At 74.0% G+C, this 19,746-nt stretch carries 20 protein-coding genes; 19 read left to right on the forward strand and 1 reads right to left on the reverse strand.

The genetic code is table 11. The features are described 5' to 3' along the window. The first annotated feature begins 4 nt into the window (after window positions 1-4). From E4623_RS16175 to E4623_RS16260, 18 genes are all read left to right on the forward strand, one after another. Window positions 5-1,555, forward strand: coding sequence for a UDP-N-acetylmuramoyl-L-alanyl-D-glutamate--2,6-diaminopimelate ligase (locus E4623_RS16175; RefSeq protein WP_134767563.1), 1,551 nt, complete (start codon window positions 5-7; stop codon window positions 1,553-1,555). Beyond that, the gene (gene murF, locus E4623_RS16180; protein ID WP_134767564.1) at window positions 1,552-2,919 is read left to right on the forward strand and encodes a UDP-N-acetylmuramoyl-tripeptide--D-alanyl-D-alanine ligase; all 1,368 of its coding nucleotides are present in this window, start codon (window positions 1,552-1,554) and stop codon (window positions 2,917-2,919) included. Before E4623_RS16175 ends, murF begins: the two co-directional genes overlap by 4 nt. Beyond that, a complete protein-coding gene (gene mraY / locus E4623_RS16185; RefSeq protein WP_134767565.1) occupies window positions 2,916-4,025 on the forward strand; it encodes a phospho-N-acetylmuramoyl-pentapeptide-transferase in 1,110 nt (369 codons plus the stop codon). The genes murF and mraY overlap by 4 nt, the downstream gene beginning before the upstream one ends. A 46-nt stretch (window positions 4,026-4,071) precedes the next feature. Then, the gene (murD, locus tag E4623_RS16190) at window positions 4,072-5,595 is read left to right on the forward strand and encodes a UDP-N-acetylmuramoyl-L-alanine--D-glutamate ligase (protein WP_134767566.1); all 1,524 of its coding nucleotides are present in this window, start codon (window positions 4,072-4,074) and stop codon (window positions 5,593-5,595) included. Window positions 5,596-5,614: 19 nt separating this feature from the next. Beyond that, on the forward strand, window positions 5,615-6,853 hold the full coding sequence (ftsW, locus tag E4623_RS16195) for a putative lipid II flippase FtsW (protein WP_134767567.1): 1,239 nt from the start codon (window positions 5,615-5,617) through the stop codon (window positions 6,851-6,853). Between the two features lie 23 nt (window positions 6,854-6,876). Next, window positions 6,877-7,950 (forward strand): undecaprenyldiphospho-muramoylpentapeptide beta-N-acetylglucosaminyltransferase, encoded by a 1,074-nt coding sequence (gene murG, locus E4623_RS16200; protein WP_134767568.1) that lies wholly within the window; start codon window positions 6,877-6,879, stop codon window positions 7,948-7,950. Window positions 7,951-7,957: 7 nt separating this feature from the next. Then, complete coding sequence (murC, locus tag E4623_RS16205; protein WP_134767569.1) at window positions 7,958-9,343, forward strand: UDP-N-acetylmuramate--L-alanine ligase; 1,386 nt, start codon at window positions 7,958-7,960, stop codon at window positions 9,341-9,343. Next, entirely contained in the window at window positions 9,336-10,097 is a 762-nt protein-coding gene (locus E4623_RS16210; RefSeq protein ID WP_134767570.1) for an FtsQ-type POTRA domain-containing protein, read from the forward strand. Before murC ends, E4623_RS16210 begins: the two co-directional genes overlap by 8 nt. Window positions 10,098-10,263: 166 nt before the next feature. Continuing rightward, on the forward strand, window positions 10,264-11,454 hold the full coding sequence (ftsZ, locus tag E4623_RS16215; protein WP_134767571.1) for a cell division protein FtsZ: 1,191 nt from the start codon (window positions 10,264-10,266) through the stop codon (window positions 11,452-11,454). 41 nt (window positions 11,455-11,495) lie between these two features. Then, a complete protein-coding gene (gene pgeF, locus E4623_RS16220; RefSeq protein WP_280633673.1) occupies window positions 11,496-12,191 on the forward strand; it encodes a peptidoglycan editing factor PgeF in 696 nt (231 codons plus the stop codon). Between the two features lie 10 nt (window positions 12,192-12,201). Continuing rightward, the gene (locus tag E4623_RS16225) at window positions 12,202-12,927 is read left to right on the forward strand and encodes a YggS family pyridoxal phosphate-dependent enzyme (RefSeq protein WP_134767573.1); all 726 of its coding nucleotides are present in this window, start codon (window positions 12,202-12,204) and stop codon (window positions 12,925-12,927) included. An 85-nt stretch (window positions 12,928-13,012) separates the two neighbouring features. Further along, window positions 13,013-13,546 carry a cell division protein SepF gene (sepF, locus tag E4623_RS16230; RefSeq protein ID WP_134767574.1) on the forward strand — a complete coding sequence of 178 codons (534 nt, stop codon included), beginning with the start codon at window positions 13,013-13,015 and terminating at the stop codon, window positions 13,544-13,546. 7 nt (window positions 13,547-13,553) lie between these two features. Continuing rightward, a complete protein-coding gene (locus tag E4623_RS16235) occupies window positions 13,554-13,844 on the forward strand; it encodes a YggT family protein (protein WP_134767575.1) in 291 nt (96 codons plus the stop codon). Between the two features lie 160 nt (window positions 13,845-14,004). After that, window positions 14,005-14,769 carry a DivIVA domain-containing protein gene (locus E4623_RS16240; protein ID WP_134767576.1) on the forward strand — a complete coding sequence of 255 codons (765 nt, stop codon included), beginning with the start codon at window positions 14,005-14,007 and terminating at the stop codon, window positions 14,767-14,769. A 164-nt stretch (window positions 14,770-14,933) separates the two neighbouring features. Beyond that, window positions 14,934-15,434, forward strand: a complete 501-nt coding sequence (locus E4623_RS16245) for a TraR/DksA C4-type zinc finger protein (RefSeq protein WP_134767577.1) — start codon at window positions 14,934-14,936, stop codon at window positions 15,432-15,434. Next, complete coding sequence (gene lspA, locus E4623_RS16250) at window positions 15,407-16,033, forward strand: signal peptidase II (protein ID WP_134767578.1); 627 nt, start codon at window positions 15,407-15,409, stop codon at window positions 16,031-16,033. Before E4623_RS16245 ends, lspA begins: the two co-directional genes overlap by 28 nt. Beyond that, window positions 16,030-16,965, forward strand: coding sequence for an RluA family pseudouridine synthase (locus E4623_RS16255; protein WP_280633666.1), 936 nt, complete (start codon window positions 16,030-16,032; stop codon window positions 16,963-16,965). Before lspA ends, E4623_RS16255 begins: the two co-directional genes overlap by 4 nt. Continuing rightward, window positions 16,952-17,416: a GNAT family N-acetyltransferase gene (locus tag E4623_RS16260; protein ID WP_245155118.1), complete on the forward strand. Its 465-nt coding sequence runs from the start codon at window positions 16,952-16,954 to the stop codon at window positions 17,414-17,416. Before E4623_RS16255 ends, E4623_RS16260 begins: the two co-directional genes overlap by 14 nt. Before the next feature lie 30 nt (window positions 17,417-17,446). On the opposite strand, the gene yaaA is transcribed toward E4623_RS16260, so the two are convergent. Beyond that, entirely contained in the window at window positions 17,447-18,226 is a 780-nt protein-coding gene (gene yaaA / locus E4623_RS16265) for a peroxide stress protein YaaA (protein ID WP_134767580.1), read from the reverse strand. Between the two features lie 52 nt (window positions 18,227-18,278). Between yaaA and E4623_RS16270 the strand changes: the two genes are divergently transcribed. Further along, a complete protein-coding gene (locus E4623_RS16270) occupies window positions 18,279-19,745 on the forward strand; it encodes an RNB domain-containing ribonuclease (protein ID WP_134767581.1) in 1,467 nt (488 codons plus the stop codon). The last annotated feature ends 1 nt before the right edge of the window (window position 19,746 follow it).

A 19,746-nucleotide genomic window follows, 5' to 3' on the forward strand; every position in this document is an offset into this window, starting at 1 on the left:
ACCGATGTCCACCGACAAGTCCGGGCTCCCGCCCACCCGCCCCCGCACCCCCACCACGACGCCCCTGGACGACGTCGCGGCCTGGCTGGGTGCGACGGTCCCCGACGGTGCGCGGGGTGTCGCGGTGACCGGTCTGACGCTGTCGTCGAAGCGCGTCGCCCCCGGCGACCTGTACGCCGCCCTGCCCGGGGCCCGGGTGCACGGGATCGACTTCGCCCCCGCCGCCGTGGGGTCCGGCGCCGTCGCCGTCCTCACCGACCCGGCCGGCGCCGCGGTCGCCGCGGCGAGCGGGACCGGGGTCCCGGTGCTCGTGGTCGACGACCCCCGTGCCGTGCTCGGCGGCCTCGCCGCGCGGCTCCACGGCGACCCTGCCTCGTCGATGCGGATGATCGGCGTCACCGGCACCCAGGGCAAGACGACGACGACGCGGCTCGCCGAGGCCGGGCTGCAGGGCTCGGGCACCCGCGCGGCCGTGGTCGGCACCGTCGGCACCCGGATCGACGGCGTCGACGTGCCGACGAGCCTCACCACGCCCGAGGCCCCCGACCTGCACGGGCTCTTCGCCGTCATGCGCGAGCGCGGCGTCGAGGCCTGCGCCATGGAGGTGTCCAGCCACGCGCTGGTGATGGGTCGTGTCGACGGCGTCGTGTTCGACGTCGCGGTCTTCCTCAACCTGGGTCGCGACCACCTCGACTTCCACGCCGACGTCGAGGACTACTACCGCGCCAAGGCGTCCCTCTTCGCCCCCGAGCGGGCCCGGCTCGCGCTGGTCAACCTCGACGACGAGCACGGCCGACGACTCCGCGGCGAGGTGTCGGTGCCCGTCCGCACGTTCTCGATGAGCGACCCGGGTGCCGACTGGCGCGCGGTCGACGTCGCGTCGGAGCGGGAGGGGTCGACGTTCACCGTGCTCGGGCCCGACGGCGTCCGCGTCGAGGCCGGCGTCCCGCTCCCGGGCGCCTTCAACGTCGCCAACACCCTCGCAGCCGTCGCGGCCGCCGCAGAGGCCGGCTTCGACCCCGGTGCGGTCGCCGCGGCGATCCGTCGCTCCGGTGGCGTGCCCGGTCGGCTCGAGCGGGTCGAGGCCGGTCAGGACTTCCTCGTCGTCGTCGACTACGCCCACAAGCCGGACGCGGTCGAGGCCGCCGTCGCGACCCTGCGCCCGCTCGCGGAGGCCGGGGGCGGCCGGGTCGTCGTGGTGCTCGGCGCCGGCGGCGACCGCGACCCCGGCAAGCGACCGATCATGGGCGAGATCGCCGCGCGGCTGGCCGACGTCCTCGTGGTCACCGACGACAACCCCCGCACCGAGGACCCCGCCACGATCCGGTCCGCCGTGCTCGCCGGGGTCGCCGCCGAGCACCGCGCGCAGCCGGGGCGGGTCGTCGAGGTCGGCGACCGGCGCGCCGCCATCGAGCACGCGCTCGGGCTCGCGCGCCCCGGCGACGTCGTCCTGGTCGCCGGCAAGGGCCACGAGACCGGCCAGGAGGTCGACGGCGTGGTGCACGACTTCGACGACCGGGTCGTCGCCCGCGAGGTCCTGGAGGCGCGTCCGTGATCCACCTTCCCCTGAGCGAGATCTCCTCGATCGTCCGCGGCGAGCTCCACGGAGCCAACGTGCACGTCACCGGCGCCGCCTACCTCGACAGCCGCGAGGCGGTGCCCGGAGGCCTGTTCGTCGCGATCGCGGGCGAGCACGTCGACGGCCACCGGTACGCCGCCGGCGCCCACGCCGTGCTCGGCAGCCGACCGACCGACGCCCCCACCGTGGTCGTCGACGACGTGACGGTCGCGCTCGGGCGGTTGGCCGCGCTGACGGTCGGCACCCTCGAGGTCCCGGTGCTCGCGATGACCGGGTCGCAGGGCAAGACCGGCACCAAGGACTACCTCGCCCACGTGCTGGGCGACGGCGCGGTCGCGACCCGCGCCAACCAGAACAACGAGCTCGGCGTGCCCCTGACGGTGCTGCGCGCCGAGGAGTCCACCGAGTTCCTCGTGCTCGAGATGGGCGCGCGCGGGATCGGCCACCTCGCCTACCTGTGCGAGATCGCCCCGCCGAGCATCGCCGCCGTGCTGAACGTCGGGACCGCCCACGTGGGCGAGTTCGGCGGGGTCGACGCGATCGCCGCGGCGAAGGGGGAGCTCGTCGAGGCGCTCGACGCGACCGGGGTCGCCGTCCTCAACGCCGACGACCCGCGGGTCGCGGCGATGGCCGCGCGCACCCGGGCCCCGGTGCTGACGTTCGGCCGGGACGCCGACGTGCGCTGGCGCGACGTCACCTTCGACGGGCTGGGCCGAGCCCGGTTCGACCTCGGCCACGACGGGGTGTGGGTCCCCGTCGCGCTGCGCCAGACCGGCGCCCACCAGGTCGCCAACGCCGCCGCCGCGGCCGCGATGGCGCTGGCCGCCGGGCGCGGGCTCGCCGTCGTCGCCGACCGCCTCGGGTCGGCCGAGGCCGTGTCGCGCTGGCGGATGGAGCTCACCGAGCGCGCCGACGGACTGCTGGTGCTCAACGACGCCTACAACGCCAACCCGGCCTCGATGCGCGCCGCGCTGGACGCCGTCCGGGCGCTCGGCCGCGACCGCGCCGGACGCACGATCGCCGTCCTCGGGGAGATGAAGGAGCTCGGGTCCGAGCACGACAGCGGCCACCGCGAGGTGGGCGAGGCCGCCGCCGGCGTCGACGTCGTGGTCGTCGTGGGGGAGGCCGCGGGCCGGGTCGCCGACGGTGCCCGCGCCGTCGGGGTGCCGGAGGTGGTCCTCACGGCGGGGCGTGACGACGCCGCGGCCTGGGTGCGGAAGAATGCGGACGCCGACGACGTCGTCCTCGTCAAGGCCTCCCGGGCAGCCGCCCTGGAGCACATCGCATCCGACCTGCTGGCCGGCTCGCCCCCCCAGAACGGAGGAGACACGCCCCGATGAGAGCGATCCTCCTCGGCGGTGGCCTCGCGCTGCTGATCTCGTTGCTCGGCACGCGGGTCGCGATCCGCCAGTTCACCAAGCTCGGCTACGGCCAGGAGATCCGCGACGACGGGCCGACCTCCCACCACACCAAGCGCGGCACCCCGACGATGGGCGGCGTCGTCATCATCGGCGCCACCGTCATCGCCTACTTCGCCGCCAACCTGATCACCCTGACGACGCCCTCGGCCTCCGGGCTGCTGCTGATCTTCCTCTTCGTCGGCTGCGGGCTGGTCGGGTTCCTCGACGACTTCATCAAGATCTACAAGCAGCGCAGCCTCGGCCTGCGCAGCAAGGCCAAGATCGTCGGCCAGACCCTCGTCGCGGTGATCTTCGGCGCGCTCGCGCTCTCGCCGTGGCTCGAGGACGACCGCAGCAACACGCCGGCCTCGGAGAAGATCTCGTTCCTGCGCGAGATCGACTGGCTGGTGCTCCCGCCGATCCTGGCCGTCCTGCTCATCTGGGTCATCGTCACCGGCACCAGCAACGCGGTGAACCTCACCGACGGGCTCGACGGGCTCGCCACCGGCGCGTGCGTGATGGTCTTCGGCGCCTACATGCTGGTGAACATCTGGCAGAGCAGCCAGTCCTGCGAGAACAGTCCCGGCGGCCAGTGCTACGACGTCCGCGACCCGCTCGACCTGGCGATCATCGCGGCCGCGATCACCGGCGCCTGCTTCGGCTTCCTCTGGTGGAACGCCTCCCCGGCCGCCATCTTCATGGGCGACACCGGCTCGCTCGGCCTCGGCGGCGCGCTCGCCGGCTTCGCCATCCTGACCCGCACCGAGCTGCTGCTCGTGATCCTCGGCGGCCTGTTCGTGCTGATCACGCTCTCCTCGATGATCCAGACCACCGTCTTCAAGGCCAGCCGCAAGAGCGCGTTGTTCCGCAAGGTCTTCCGCGTCGAGGCCCAGCACCGCGTCTTCCGGATGGCGCCGCTGCACCACCACTTCGAGATGCTCGGGTGGGAGCAGGTCACCGTGGTCGTCCGGTTCTGGATCATCACCGGCCTCTTCGTGGCGACCGGGCTCGGCATCTTCTACGCCGAGTGGGTCGCGCGGCTGTGAGCGTCACGACACGTCGCCCCGCGCCGGCGACCCGGGGGACCGGGCGATGAGTGGAGCAGGAGCCGACCGGCTCGACGGCCTCGGCCGCGACACCCCCTGGGACGGCGTCCGGGCGGTGGTCGCGGGGTTCGGCGTCTCCGGCTTCGCCGCCGCCGACAACCTCACCCACCTCGGGGCGAGCGTCACGGCGCTGGCCGAGCGGGCCACCGCCGCCCAGCTCGAGAAGGCCGAGCTCCTCGAGGTGCTCGGTGCCCGCGTCGACATCCACACCGGGGCCACCGCGACGCTGCCCGACGACGTCGACCTCGTCGTCACCTCGCCGGGCTTCCGACCCGACTCGGCCCTGCTCGCCCAGGCCGCCGCACGCGGCGTCCCGGTGTGGGGCGAGGTCGAGCTGGCCTGGCGGCTGCGCGCCCCGGGCCCGAGTGGCGAGCCGGCCCCGTGGCTCTGCGTCACCGGCACCAACGGCAAGACGACGACCACCCAGATGCTCGACAGCATCCTGCGGGCCGCGGGTCTGCGCAGCGTCGCGGCCGGCAACGTCGGGCTGCCGATCGTGGAGGCGGTGATGGACCCGGCGCCGTACGACGTCTTCGCCGTCGAGCTGTCCAGCTTCCAGCTGCACTACACCCAGACGATGAGCGCCCAGGCGGCCGCCGTCCTCAACCTCGCCGAGGACCACCTGGACTGGTACGACGCCGTGGGGCCCGGAGCCGCGGGCGGGATGGACCGGTACGCCGCCGACAAGGGCCGGATCTTCCAGCACGTGCAGCGCGCCTGCGTCTACAACGTCAACGACCCCGGTACCGAGGCGCTGGTGCGCGAGGCCGACGTCGTGGAGGGCGCCCGGGCGGTCGGGTTCACCCTCGGCATGCCGGCGGTCGGGATGCTCGGCCTGGTCGAGGACATCCTGGTCGACCGCGCCTTCATCGCCGAGCGCGCGACCAGCGCCGCCGAGCTGTGCACCCTGGCGGACCTCGCACCCGCGGGCGGTGACCCGGCGCCGCACGTGGTCGCGAACGCGCTGGCCGCGGCCGCACTGGCCCGGGCCCACGGCGTGAGCCGCGCCGACGTGGGGGAGGGACTGCGGTCCTTCCGGCTCGACGGGCACCGGATCGCCGTCGTCGCCACGCACGGGGGCGTCACGTGGGTCGACGACTCGAAGGCCACCAACCCGCACGCCGCCCAGTCCTCGCTCCAGGCCTACGACCCCGTGGTGTGGGTGGCCGGTGGCCTGGCCAAGGGGGCGGCGTTCGACGAGCTGGTGCGGTCGGTCGCCTCGCGGCTGCGGGCCGTCGTCCTCATCGGGCGCGACCGCGACGTGATCGCCGCCGCGCTTTCGCGACACGCACCCGATGTGCGGGTGATCGTGATCGAGGGCGGTGAGACTGGCTCCGTAGACGGCGGACCGGAGCTGATGCGGCGCGTGGTCGAGGCGGCTGCCGACCTGGCCGTCCCCGGCGACACGGTGCTCCTGGCACCGGGTTGTGCCTCGCAGGACCAGTTCACCGACTACGCCGCCCGGGGCGACCTGTTCGCCGCAGCGGTCCGAGAGCAGACTTCCCCGTAGCAGGACAGGAGACGACCGGGTGACCACCGCGACCCCCGAGCGCTCCCGCCGGCTCTCCGTGCCACGTCCCCGTCCGCGCGCCTGGACCGCCGCGCTGCGCGACGCCCTCGACCGGCCGCTCACGACCTACTACCTGCTGCTCGGGGCCGCGGCGCTGCTGCTCACCATCGGCCTGATCATGGTGCTGAGCGCCTCGAGCGTCGCCTCGTACCGCAGCACCGGCAACTCCTACACCGTCGTGCTGCGCCAGCTGACCTGGGTCGTGGTGGGCGTGCCCGCGGCGTTCCTGGCCAGCCGGGTGCCCAACCAGTGGGTCCGCCGCCTCACCTACCCGGCGTTCTCGCTGTCGCTGGTGCTGCTGGTGGCGACGGCGATCTTCGGCGAGGAGATCAACGGCAACAGGAACTGGCTCGCGCTCGGGCCCCTGCAGATCCAGCCGTCCGAGATCGCCAAGTTCTCCCTCATCATCTGGGCCGCCCACATCTACGCCAACAAGGAGCGTCGCCTCGGCCGGGTCCACGAGATCCTGGTGCCGGTGGTGCCCGGGATGCTCCTGGCGACGCTGCTGGTCGTCGTCGGCCGCGACCTCGGGACGGCGCTCGTGTTCGTCTCGATCCTCGCCGGCATGCTGTGGGTCGTCGGCGCGCCGATGCGGCTGTTCCTGCTGGCCACCATGCCGATCGCCGTGGGTGCGCTCGCGATGGCCGCGACCGACGCCGAGCGGCTCGGACGGATCACCAACTTCGTCGACCCGTTCCAGGACTTCCACGGCTCCGGGTGGCAGCCTGCCCACGGGCTGTACGCCATCTCCTCCGGCGGCCTGTTCGGCCAGGGGATCGGGGCCAGCCAGCAGAAGTGGGGCTCGCTCCCCGAGGCCCACACCGACTACATCTTCGCCGTCCTCGGTGAGGAGCTCGGCCTGGTCGGCACCCTGCTGGTCGTCGGGCTCTTCGTCACCATCGCCTTCGCCGCGCTGCGCATCGCCCGGCACACCGCCGACCCGTTCGTGCGCTACGCCTCCTTCGGGATCGTGGTGTGGTTGATCGGCCAGGCGACGATCAACGTCGGCATGGTGCTCGCGCTGCTCCCGGTCATCGGCATCCCGCTCCCGCTCGTCTCCTACGGCGGCTCCAGCCTGCTGCCCACCCTGACCGCGCTCGGCCTGCTCGTCGGGTTCGCCCGCCGCGAGCCCGCCGCCGCCCGGGCCCTCGCCCAGCGCAGGAAGATCCGCTCGGCCGGGGTCTCGGCGCGACGCTGACCCGACTAGTTTTGGCTCCTGTGATGCGCGTCCTTCTCGCTGGTGGTGGCACCGCCGGCCACACCTCGCCCCTGCTCGCGACCGCCGACGCCCTGCGCCGGCTCGACCCCGACGTCGTGGTCACCTGCCTCGGCACGCCGCGTGGCCTCGAGAACCGCGTGGTGCCCGAGGCGGGCTACCCGCTCGAGCTGATCGCGCCGGTGCCGATGCCGCGCCGTCCCAACGCCGACCTCCTCCGCGTCCCGGGCCGGCTGCGCGGCGCCGTCCGCGAGACCCTGGCGATCATCGACCGGCTGCAGCCCGACGTGGTCGTCGGCTACGGCGGCTACGTCTCGATGCCGGCCTACCTCGCCGCCCGGCGCCGCAGGATCCCGCTCGTCGTCCACGAGCAGAACGCCGTCCCCGGGCTGGCCAACCGGGCCGGCGCCCGGGTCGCGACGCGGGTCGCGGTCAGCTTCCCCGACACCCCGCTCAAGAACGCCGAGTACGTCGGCCTGCCGATCCGGCGGATGATCTCCCAGCTCGACCGTCCCGCGCTGCGGGCCGAGGCGCTGGCGTTCTTCGGCCTCGACGCCGACCGGCCGACGCTGGTCGTGACCGGCGGCTCCCAGGGCGCGCGCCGGCTCAACCAGGCCGTCGCCGGTGCGGCCCGCGCCCTCGGCGACGCCGGCGTGCAGGTGCTGCACGTCGTCGGCCCGAAGGGCGAGGCCGCCCCCGAGGCGACCGGCGTGCCGTACGTCGTGGTCCCGTTCGTCGACCGGATGGACCTCGCCCTCGCCGCCGCCGACCTGATGATCTGCCGCGGCGGCGCGTCGAGCGTCGTCGAGGCCGCGGCCAGCGCGATCCCGTCGATCTTCGTGCCGCTGCCGATCGGCAACGGCGAGCAGAGGCGCAACGCCGAGCCGGTCGTGGCGGCCGGGGGAGCGCTGCTGGTCGACGACGCCGACCTCACCGCCGACTGGGTCGCGGCCACCGTGCCCGCCCTCGCCACCGACGCCGGCCGGCTCGCCCGGATGGGCGCGGCCGCCGCGGGTCTCGTCCCCCGCGACGCCGACGACCGGCTCGCCGCGATCGTGGCGCAGGCGGCGCGCCGGTGATGGCGTCGTGAGGGTGCCCGTCCCCGACGTCCTCGAGCCGGTCGAGCGGCTCGGGCGCGTCCACCTCGTCGGCATCGGCGGCGCCGGCCTGTCCGGCATCGCCCGGATCATGCTCGCCCGGGGCGTCGAGGTCAGCGGCAGCGACGGCACCGACTCGCCCACCCTCGACGCGCTCCGCGCGCTCGGCGCACGGGTCGCGGTCGGCCACGACGCCTCGCACGTGCGGCACCTCGAGGCCGGCGACACGCTCGTCGTCTCCACCGCCGTCAACGAGACCAACCCCGAGTACGCCGAGGCGGTGCGCCGCGGGCTGCGGATCCTGCCGCGCTCGGCCGCGCTCGCCTCGGTGATGGCCGGCCGCCGCGTCCTGGCCGTCGCCGGCACCCACGGCAAGACCACGACGACCTCGCTGCTGACGGTGGCCCTCCAGACGGCCGGCGCCGACCCGACGTACGCCATCGGCGGCGACCTCGCGGCCACCGGGGTCAACGCCGCGGTCGGGTCCGGTGAGGTCTTCGTGGCCGAGGCCGACGAGAGCGACGGCGCCTTCCTCGTCTACGAGCCGTACGCCGCCATCGTGACCAACGTCGACGCCGACCACCTCGACCAGTGGGGCACGCCCGAGGCGTACGCCGCGGCGTTCGACGAGTTCGCCGACGGTCTCGACCCCGACGGCTTCCTCGTCTGCTGCGTCGACGACGCCGGCGCGGCCCGGCTCGCCGACCGTCAGGAGGCCGCCGGCCGTCGGGTCGTGCGCGTCACCGCCTCCGACACCTCCGCCCTCGGGGGCACCACGCTGTGGGCGCCGGGCGACCACTACGTCGCCGACGCGCTGGCGGCCCTCGCCGCGGGGGAGGCCCTCGGGCTGCCGCGCGCGGACCTGGTGCGCGGCCTGGCCGCCTACACCGGCACCCGCCGCCGGATGGAGCGCAAGGGCGAGGCCGGCGGCGTCCGGGTCTACGACAGCTACGCCCACCACCCGACCGAGATCGACGGCGACCTCCAGTCGGCGCGGCTGCTCGCGGGCGACGGCCGGCTCGTCGTCGCCTTCCAGCCGCACCTGGTCTCGCGCACCCGGATCTTCGGCGCCGCGATGGGCCGGGCGCTCGGCGCGGCCGACGAGGTCGTCGTCCTCGACCTGTACCTGGCCCGGGAGGAGGCCGACCCCGCCGTCACCTCGCGCCTCGTCGCGGACGCCGTCCCGCTGGCACCCGAGCGGGTCGCGCTGACCCCGCTCGAGTCGGCCGCCGCCGAGCTGGTCTCCCGCGCGCGGCCCGGCGACCTCGTGCTGACCCTGGGCGCCGGCACCGTCACCCGGGTGGGCCCGGAGGTGCTCGACCTCCTGGCGGGCGGCCCCCCGGGCGGCCCCACGGACGGCCCCCCGGATGGCTAGGCGGCGCCGGAGCGCCGAGGAGCGCACCCGGCGCCGGTTCGTGCGCCGCCAGTGGGCCCGGCGCTGGCTGACCTGGCGCTACGTCCTGGTGTTCGTGGTCGTGGTCGCGCTCGTCGGCGGCGGGATCTACGCCGTCTACTTCTCCACCGCGCTGTCGGTGCAGGGCGTCGACGTCGTGGGGGAGGAGACCATCGCGACCGAGGACGTGCTCGCCGCGGCCGACGTCCCCACCGGTGGGCCGCTCGCGACCGCGGACCTGGTCGCGATCCAGCGCCGGGTCGCCTCGATCGCCGTGGTGCGCAGCGTCGAGGTCACGCGCAAGTGGCCGCACGACGTCCTCATCACGATCCAGGAGCGGGAGCCGGTCGCGGTCGTGGAGCGGGGCGCGCTGCTGCGTGCCGTCGACGTCGAGGGCGTGCTGTTCGGCTCCTACAAGCGCGCACCCGCCGACCTGCCCCGCATCGAGACCGGCGCCGACGCCGACGTGGACCTCGCGGCCGACCCCGACGCGCTGCGCGAGGCGGTCACCGTCGTCGCCGCCCTGCCCGAGGAGGTCACGGCGCTCCTCGACCACGTCGAGCTGAGCGGCACCGACCAGGTCGACCTGGTGCTGGGGGACGGGCGGCTCGTGCGGTGGGGCACCGCGGACGCCTCGGCGGAGAAGGCCGAGATCGTGGTCGCGCTGCTCCAGCAGGAGGGCAGGGTCTACGACGTCAGCGTCCCGGGCCAGCCCACCGTCAGCGACCGTCCCTGACGACACGCGGCGTGTCCTCCCGGGTTCCGGGCGCCGGGTTGCCTACTGTCGTGGTCACGGCGAGGTTGACATAACTATAACCCTCAGGTTGAGGGTCACAGTTCAGGGACACGCCGACCCAGACCGATCAGTACCCAGAACCCGACCCCAGAGGGGTGAAGCCGTCGTGGCTGCAGCACAGAACTACCTGGCCATCATCAAGGTCGTCGGCATCGGTGGCGGCGGCGTGAACGCCGTCAACCGGATGATCGAGGTCGGCCTCAAGGGCGTCGAGTTCATCGCGATCAACACCGACGCCCAGGCGCTGCTCATGAGCGACGCCGACGTGAAGCTCGACATCGGCCGCGAGCTGACCCGCGGCCTCGGCGCCGGCGCCAACCCGGAGGTCGGCGGCCAGGCGGCCGAGGACCACGCCGAGGAGATCGAGGAGGTCATCAAGGGCGCCGACATGGTCTTCGTGACGGCCGGCGAGGGCGGCGGCACCGGCACCGGTGGCGCACCCGTCGTGGCCCGGATCGCTCGCTCGCTCGGGGCGCTGACCATCGGTGTCGTCACCCGCCCGTTCGCCTTCGAGGGCCGGCGCCGGATGGGTTCGGCCGACGAGGGCATCGCCCAGCTGCGCGAGGAGGTCGACACCCTCATCGTCATCCCGAACGACCGGCTGCTGTCGATCAGCGACCGCAGCGTCTCGGTGCTCGACGCCTTCAAGCAGGCCGACCAGGTGCTGCTGCAGGGCGTCTCCGGCATCACCGACCTGATCACCACCCCCGGCCTGATCAACCTCGACTTCGCCGACGTGAAGTCGGTCATGGCCAACGCCGGCTCGGCCCTGATGGGCATCGGCTCGGCCCGCGGCGAGGACCGCGCGGTCGCCGCCGCCGAGATGGCGGTCTCCTCGCCGCTGCTCGAGGCCTCGATCGACGGCGCCCACGGCGTCCTGCTCTCGATCGCCGGCGGGTCCGACCTCGGTCTGTTCGAGATCAACACCGCCGCCGCGCTGGTCGCCGACGCCGTGCACCCCGAGGCCAACATCATCTTCGGCGCCACGATCGACGACGCCCTCGGCGACGAGGTCCGGGTCACCGTGATCGCGGCCGGCTTCGACGGCGGCACGCCCAAGCGTCGGGCCGAGGGCTCCACGCTGCGCCAGCAGGCGCCGCCGCAGGTCACCCAGGCCGAGGTGAAGGCGGCGGTCTCCGCCCGTCAGGAGCCCCGTCCGACGCCGACCGCCGAGCACCCGCGCCAGACGGCGCCGGTGGCCGAGGAGCGGGCCGCGGTGTCGCAGCAGCCGGCGCGTCCGGCGACCCAGGTCGTCTTCGACGACGACGAGCTCGACATCCCCGACTTCCTGAAGTAGTCGCCCTGTACCACCTGCGCACGTCCCTCGGCCCCGTCGAGCTGGCCTTCACCGACCGGCACGGCGGGGTCAGCGACGTGCCGTTCGACTCCCTCAACCTGGCCTTCCACGAGGACGGCGAGCGCGCGGCCACCCGCCGCAACCTCGCCCTCCTGCTCGACGACTTCGCCCCCGGGCTGCCGGTGGCCGACCTGAGCCAGGTGCACGGCAACCACGTCGTGGTCGCCGACCCGGCGCCCGGCCCCGACGGTCGGGGGCGGCCCTCGGCCGACGGCATCGTGACCGACCGGGCCGACGTCGTCCTGCTCGTACGGGCAGCCGACTGCGTGCCGGTGCTGCTGGCCGACCCCGACGCCGGCGTGGTCGGCGCCGCCCACGCCGGACGGCCCGGGGTGGCGGCCGGCGTGGTGCCGCGGACCGTCGCCGCGATGCGCGAGCTCGGGGCGCGCGAGCTCACCGCCTGGGTCGGTCCGCACGTGTGCGGCGCCTGCTACGAGGTGCCCCCCGCCCTGCAGGACGAGGTCGCCGCCCTGGTGCCGGAGACCCGCGCCACCACCTCCTGGGGCACCCCCGCGCTCGACATCGGCGCCGGCGTCCGGGCCCAGCTCGCCGCCGCCGGCGTCACCGTGGTCGACGACGGGGCCGCGTGCACCCGCGAGACGGCCGACCTCTACTCCTACCGCCGTGACGGCGCCGGTTCCGGTCGCCTGGCCGGTGTGATCCGGGTGCGATCGTGAGGGGCCGGCGATGAGCGAACGACGCGACGAGGTCGCCGGCCGGCTCGCCGAGGTGCGCCGGCGCATCGAGGCCGCCTGTCGCGACGCCGGTCGCGACCCCGGCGAGGTGACCCTGGTGGCGGTGACCAAGTTCTTCCCGGCCTCCGACGTGCGCATCCTCGCCGACCTCGGCGTCACCGACGTGGGGGAGAACCGGCACCAGGAGGCCGAGGCGAAGGTCGCCGAGTGCGCCGACCTGGGCGTCTCCGGCCTCACCTGGCACTTCATCGGTGGCCTGCAGAGCAACAAGGCCGCCGCGGTGGCCGCCCACGCCGACGTCGTCGAGTCGGTCGACCGCGTCAAGCTGCTCGCCGGTCTGGCCCGCGGCGCGCAGGGACGCGCCGACGCCGACCGGCGCGGGCCGCTGGACGTCCTCCTCCAGGTCAGCCTCGACCCACCCGGTGCCGCCGGTCGCGCCGGTGCCGAGCCCGCCGACCTCGACGTGCTCGCGAGCCGGGTCGAGGAGACCGACGGCCTCCGGCTGCGCGGCCTGATGGCCGTCGCGCCGCTGGGGGAGGACCCCGCCACCGCCTTCGAGCGGCTGGCCGGGATCCGCCGGGAGCTCCTCGCGACGCACCCGGACGCCGTCCTCCTCTCGGCCGGGATGAGCGGCGATCTCGAGGCCGCGATCGGTCACGGCGCGACACACGTGCGCGTCGGGTCCGCGGTCCTCGGTTCGAGGCCGGCGGTGAAGTAGTGTCCGAAATGGACCCGATTCCCAGGTCCCCCCAGCCCATGCCCAACCCCCGAGCAGGACGTCGAGTCGAGATGAGTGGAGTGTCATGAGCGGTGCGATGCGCAGGATCGGTGAGTACCTCGGCCTGCTCGAGGACACCGGTCGGTACGACGAGTACGACGACCAGCAGGAGACCGAGGTCCACCAGACCGCGGCCCCGACCCGGGCGGAGCGCCGTCAGGACCGGCCCGAGCGTGCCGAGCGCACCGAGGTGCGTCCGGCCCCCGTCGCCGACCTCGCCGAGCGCCGCCGCGCGGCCCCGGTCGGGCCGACCGCCGTGCCCACGCCGTCGGTCGCCGAGCTCTCCAAGATCATCACGCTGCACCCCAGCACCTACAACGAGGCGCGCATCGTCGGCGAGAACTTCCGCGACGGCACCCCGGTGATCATGAACCTCACCGAGATGGACGACAACGACGCCAAGCGCCTCGTCGACTTCGCCGCCGGGCTGGTCTTTGCCACTCGTGGCACCATCGAGCGCATCACCAACAAGGTGTTCCTGCTCTCCCCGCCCAACGTCTCGGTAGCCGCCGAGGACAAGCAGCGGATCGCCGAGGGCGGCTTCTTCAACCAGAGCTAGGGCATCGTTGAACGTCTTCGGCCAGATCGTCGTCGCGCTCCTGTGGGTCTTCGTCGGGTGCATGTGGGTCAGGTTCATCACCGACTGGGTGCAGGTCTTCGCCCGCTCCTGGAGCCCGCGGGGGATCCTCCTCGTCGTGCTCGAGGCGGTGTACTCCGTGACCGACCCCCCGATCAAGGCGCTGCGCCGGCTCGTCCCGCCGCTGCGGATCGGGAACTTCGCGCTCGACCTCAGCTTCCTGATCGTCTTCATCGCCGCCTACGTGCTGCTGAACGTCGCCACCCGCGCGCTCCTCTGACCTGCGCGGGGCCCCGTCGGATCACGTCTGTCCCGTCTCAAGCGCTAAGGTGCTCCGAGGAGATGCTCCCGCACCTCCAGCACCACGCGAAGCACTGCTCTCAGGGCATCTCCGGGTGCCTCCATCGCAAGCAACAACCGACGAAGAATTGAGTGAAGTCATGCCTCTGACGCCTGAGGACGTGAGTAACAAGCGGTTCACTCCCGTCCGGCTCCGTGAGGGCTACGACATGGGTGAGGTCGACCAGTTCCTCGACGAGGTGGAGGCGGAGCTCGCCCGACTCACCAAGGAGAACGACGACCTGCGGACCAAGCTGTCCGCGGCCCAGTCCGGTGCCCCGGCCCCGCAGACCGCGCCGATCGCCGCGCCGCAGGCCGCCGAGCCCGCGCCCGTCGTGTTCGAGAAGGCTCCCGAGCCCGAGCCCGCCCCCGTGCAGCCGCCCGCCCCTGCTCCCGTCGCCGCCCCGGTCGAGACGGTCCGCGTCGAGACCGTGCCCCAGGCGTCCAACGCCGCGGCCCGCCTCCTCGAGATCGCCACGCGCAACGCCGACGAGCTGGTCGAGGAGGCCAAGAACGACGCCGACAAGATCATCGGCGAGGCCCGCACCAAGGCCGAGCGGCTCGAGCACGAGTCGAAGGGCAAGGCCGACCGGCTCGAGTCCGACGCCCGCACCCGCTCGCAGATGCTCGACTCCGAGACCGCGGAGCGCCGCACGCAGCTGTTCGGCGACCTCGAGAAGGAGCGCGACAAGCTCAGCGTCGAGGTCGAGAACCTCCGGTCGTTCGAGCGCGAGTACCGCTCGCGTCTCAAGAGCTACTTCACCCAGCAGCTCGAGGCCCTCGCGGGCAACGAGTCGCAGGTCCCGCAGGACGAGGCCCCCGCGCCGAAGCGTCTGCGCTCGATCCTCGGCGAGGAGGAGGGCTGACCCCAGCCCCCACCGCGCCACGACGGCGGCCACCCCTGCGGGGTGGCCGCCGTCGGCGTTCTCACCGGCGCGGACGTGCGCGTGGTTGAGACGTCCAGCCGCACCCGCTAGCGTCGTGCCGCCCGTGGCACCCCGCAGCGGTCACGGCGGCAGGAAGGCCGGCGATGGTTCGCAGCTCCTCCCGCAGGCTCACGGAACCGTCCGCCGCCGAGGCCGGGTCGCCACCCGCCCGGAGGGCGCCCGCCGCGAGGGCACGTGCCCGCAGGGCACCCGGCGCCCTGGTCGTCGGCGCCGGCGAGTCCGCGTGGACGAAGGCCGAGGTCGCGACGGTGCTCGGTGAGCTCCACGAGCAACGCGACCACAGCGCCGAGATCGTGGCGGCGCTGGAGGAGGAGGTCGCAGGCCTGATGCGTGACGCCGGCGACGGTGCCGGCCACGACCAGGCCGACGTCGGTGCGTCCAGCTTCGAGCGCGACCACGAGCTCACCGTGGTGAGCCACGAGCGCGACAAGGTCGACCAGATCGACCGGGCCCTCGCCCGGATCGACGACGGCACCTACGGCGTGTGCGAGTCGTGCGAGGAGCCCATCGGCAAGAATAGATTGATGGCTTTCCCTCGTGCGACACTCTGCATGACATGCAAGCAGCGCGAGGAACGCCGGTAGGCGACGACGAGACGTCGGCCCCGCGGGCTCCACGACGGCTGCGGTGGGTCTTCGCCGGGGTCGCGCTGTCGGCGTACGCCGTCGACATCGGCACCAAGGTCCTCGCGGTCGAGAGGCTCGAGGGCCGCCGGGACGTCGAGGTCGTCGGTGAGGTCCTCCAGCTGCACCTGGTGCGCAACCCGGGCGCCGCGTTCAGCACCGGCACCGGCCTCACGCCGGTCATCAGCGTCGTGGCGATCATCGCGACGATCGCCGTCCTGTACTACGCGCGGCGGGTGGGCACCACGACGTGGGCCGTCGCCCTGGGCTTCCTGCTGGCCGGCATCACCGGCAACCTGACCGACCGCCTGCTGCGGGAGCCGGGTCCGCTGCACGGTCACGTCATCGACTTCCTGCGGCTGCCGAACTGGCCGGTCTTCAACGTGGCCGACATCTGCATCAACGTCGCCGCCGGCCTCATCATCATCCTGGCCTTCCGAGGCGTCCACCTCGACGGCACCCGCGACAGCGACGAGCCCGACGCCGCGGCCGCCGAACCCGAACCCGACACAGACATCGACGACGACGAGACGGTCGCCGCCGAGGAGAGATCCGAGTGAGCCAGTCCGACTACCGGAGCCTCCCGGTCCCCGACAGCCTCGCGGGGGAGCGGGTCGACTCCGCGATGGCCCAGATGTTCGGGCTGTCGCGCACCCGCGCCGCGGACCTGATCGCCCGCAACCTGGTGCAGGTCGACGGCACCGGGACGGCCAAGAGCGACCGGGTCATGCCGGGCGCGCTGCTGGAGGTGACCATCCCGGTCGAGGTCGACCCGCTCGCCGTCCGGGCCGAGGTCGTCGAGGGCATCGGGATCATCTACGACGACGACGCGATCGTGGTGATCGACAAGCCCGTCGGCGTCGCCGTGCACCCCTCGCCGGGCTGGTCGGGCCCGACCGTCGTGGGCCACCTCGCCGGGGCCGGGTTCCGGATCGCGACGTCCGGTGCCTCGGAGCGCCAGGGCATCGTGCAGCGCCTCGACGTCGGCACGTCCGGCGTGATGGTGATCTGCAAGTCGGAGTACGCCTACTCGGTGCTGAAGAACGCGTTCCGGCACCGCACCGTCGACAAGACCTACCACGCCGTGGTCCAGGGACACCCGGACCCGCTCGAGGGCACCATCGACGCCCCCATCGCCCGGCACCCCGGCGCCGACTACAAGTTCGCCGTCCTCGACGGCGGGCGGGCGAGCGTCACGCACTACGCGACCCTCGAGGCGCACCGGTTCGCGAGCCTGCTCGAGGTGCACCTCGAGACCGGCCGCACCCACCAGATCCGGGTGCACATGGCGGCCCTCAAGCACCCGTGCGTCGGCGACCTGACCTACGGCGCCGACCCGACGCTCGCGAAGCGGTTCAAGGTGACCCGGCAGTGGCTGCATGCGGTCAAGCTGGGCTTCGAGCACCCGGAGACGGGGTCCTACGTCGAGTTCGAGTCGCCGTACCCCGACGACCTCGCGGCGTCCCTCGAGACGATCCGTGCCGCCGACTGAGTCGGACCTGCTGATCCGCCCGGCCGTCCCGGGCGACGCCACCGCGCTGGCCGCGGTCCACCTGGCCTCCCGCGCCGCGGCCCCGATGCCGCCCGGCACCCACCCGCCCGACGAGGTCCGTGCCTGGCTCGCCGACCGGCTCGCGAGCGACGACGAGGTCTGGGTCGTCGAGGACGCCGGCGACGTCGTCGCCTACCTCCGGATGACCCCGACCTGGCTCGACGACCTGTACGTCGCCCCCTCCCACGCCGGGCAGGGCCTCGGCTCGATGCTCCTCGACCTCGCCAAGGCGCGCCGCCCCGCGGGGTTCTCGCTGTGGGTCTTCGAGACCAACACCCCGGCCCGTGCGTTCTACCGCCGCCACGGCCTCGTCGAGCGCGAGCACACCGACGGCAGCGAGAACGAGGAGCGCGCCCCCGACCTCCGCATGGCCTGGGGACCGACGGGCTGAGCTCGGGACCGGCGGCGGGCCGAGGGCGGGTCAGACCTGGCGGACCACCACGTCGAGCTGGGTGCCCCGCGGGGTCGGGTCGCCGACCTCGACGGCCCAGCCCAGGTCGGTGAGGACGGCGGCGAGCCTCGCCGGGGTGCGGGGGTCGCGGCCGTCCTCGAGGAGGGCGCGGACGATGCGGCCCTTGGTGGCCTTGTTGAAGTGGCTGACGACCGAGCGGACGCCGTCGACCTCGTGCAGGACGCGGACGGTGGCGACGCGGCGGGCGAGCTCGGCGGGCGGGCGCCAGAAGGCGGCGTACGTGCCCGAGCGCAGGTCGACGAGCAGACCGGTCCCGACGCCGTCCAGCACGGCCGGGCCGAGCGCGTCGCGCCACACGGCCGCGACGCCGCCCAGGTGGGGGAGCGAGGCGTCCCCGGAGAGGCGGTACGACGGGATCCGGTCGCCCGGGCGCACCATCCCGAACAGCGACGAGGTCACCGCCACCCGCGAGGTCGCGCGCCGCCGGGCCGCCGTCGACAGGGTCGCGAAGTCGAGGGCGTCGTAGAGGACGCCGGTGTAGACGGCGTCGGCGCGGGCGGTCGGGGCGGACGCCAGGGCCGCGTTGAGCTCCACGAGGTCCGGGCGCGAGCGCGGGACGTCGAGCGTCCTGGCCGCGACGTCGGGGTCGCCGGCGCACAGCTCGACGAGCGCCGCGAGCACCCGCTCCCGGGCCGGCGTCAACGACGGCGCCGACAGCGTCGCGAGGTCGAGCGGCTTGCCCCGGCGCGGAGCGGCCTTGCCCTCGCTGGGCGGCAGCAGGATCAGCACGTCGCCCAGGCTAGGACCCACGAACCTGGGAGCAGTGACTAGGGTTCGGACCATGCCGAGCAGCCGCGTGGTCCACGTCCGGACCGACGACAGTGCCGTCGTCGCCACGCTCCGCCAGGGGATCGAGAGGATCCGCACGGAGCTCGAGGTGACGGCGGAGTTCCCACCGGAGGTCGAGGAGGCCGCGGCCCGTGCGGCCGCCGCGCCGCGACTGCCCGACCTCGACCGCACGGACCTGCCGTTCGTCACCATCGACCCGGCGTCCTCGCAGGACCTCGACCAGGCGGTCCACGTCGAGCGCGACGGCCAGGGTGGCTACGTCGTCCACTACGCGATCGCCGACCTCGCGGCGTTCATCACCCCCGGCGACCCGGTCGACCTCGAGGCGCACCGCCGCGGCCAGACCCTCTACGGCGCCGACTCGAAGGTGCCCCTGCACCCGACGGTGCTGAGCGAGGACGCCGCGTCGCTGCTGCCCGACCAGGTGCGGCCCGCGCTGCTGTGGACCATCCGGGTCGACGACACCGGCGAGGGCACCGACATCGACGTCGTCCGGGCCCGGGTCCGCTCGACGGCCAAGCTCTCCTACACCGAGGCCCAGGCCGCGATCGACGACGGCACCGCGGTGGAGACGCTGCAGCTGGTCAAGGAGATCGGCGAGAAGCGGCTGGCGCGCGACGCCGCCCGCGGCGGCGTCTCCCTCCCGCTGCCCGAGCAGGAGATCGACATCGCCGGCGGCGAGGGCGGCGCGGGCGGTGCCTGGCGCCTGGAGTTCCGCACCTTGCTGCCGATCGAGGACTGGAACGCCCAGATCTCCCTGCTCACCGGCTTCGGCGCGGCCTCGCTGATGGTCTACGCCCGCGTCGGGCTGCTCCGCACGCTGCCGCTGCCGGACCCTCGCGACGTGCAGCGGCTGCACCGCACCGCCCGGGCCCTCGGCGTCGACTGGCCGGCCGAGATGCTCTACCCCGACTTCATCCGCTCCCTCGACCCGAGCCGCCCCGACCACGCGGCCGTCGTCCTGGCGAGCGCGCGGCTGCTGCGCGGCAGCGGCTACGTCGCCTTCGACGGCGAGGTGCCGGCCGAGCCGCAGCACGCCGCCCTGGTCTCGGAGTACGCCCACGTGACCGCGCCGCTGCGCCGCCTCGCCGACCGGTACGCCGCCGAGGTGTGCGTCGCCCTGTGCGCCGGCGACCCGGTGCCCGCCTGGGTGCTCGCCGCGCTGCCCGCGCTCCCGCAGGAGATGCAGACGTCGGGCCGCCGCGCCAGCAGCTACGAGCGCGCCGTCATCGACCTCGTGGAGGCCGGGCTGCTCGTGGCGCGGGTCGGCGAGGAGTTCGACGGCGTCGTGGTCGCGGTCGAGGAGAAGGACGAGCGCCGCGGCAAGGTCGTCGTCAGCGCCATCGGCGTCGAGGCGCCCGTCGACGGTGAGGGTCCGATCCCCCTGGGCAAGGACGTCCGGGTGCGGCTCGAGCGGGCCGACATCGACACCCGGACGGTCCGCTTCTCACTGGTGTAGC

Source organism: Nocardioides sp. 1609, from assembly GCF_004522105.1.
In the GTDB taxonomy this organism is placed as follows: Bacteria; Actinomycetota; Actinomycetes; order Propionibacteriales; family Nocardioidaceae; genus Nocardioides.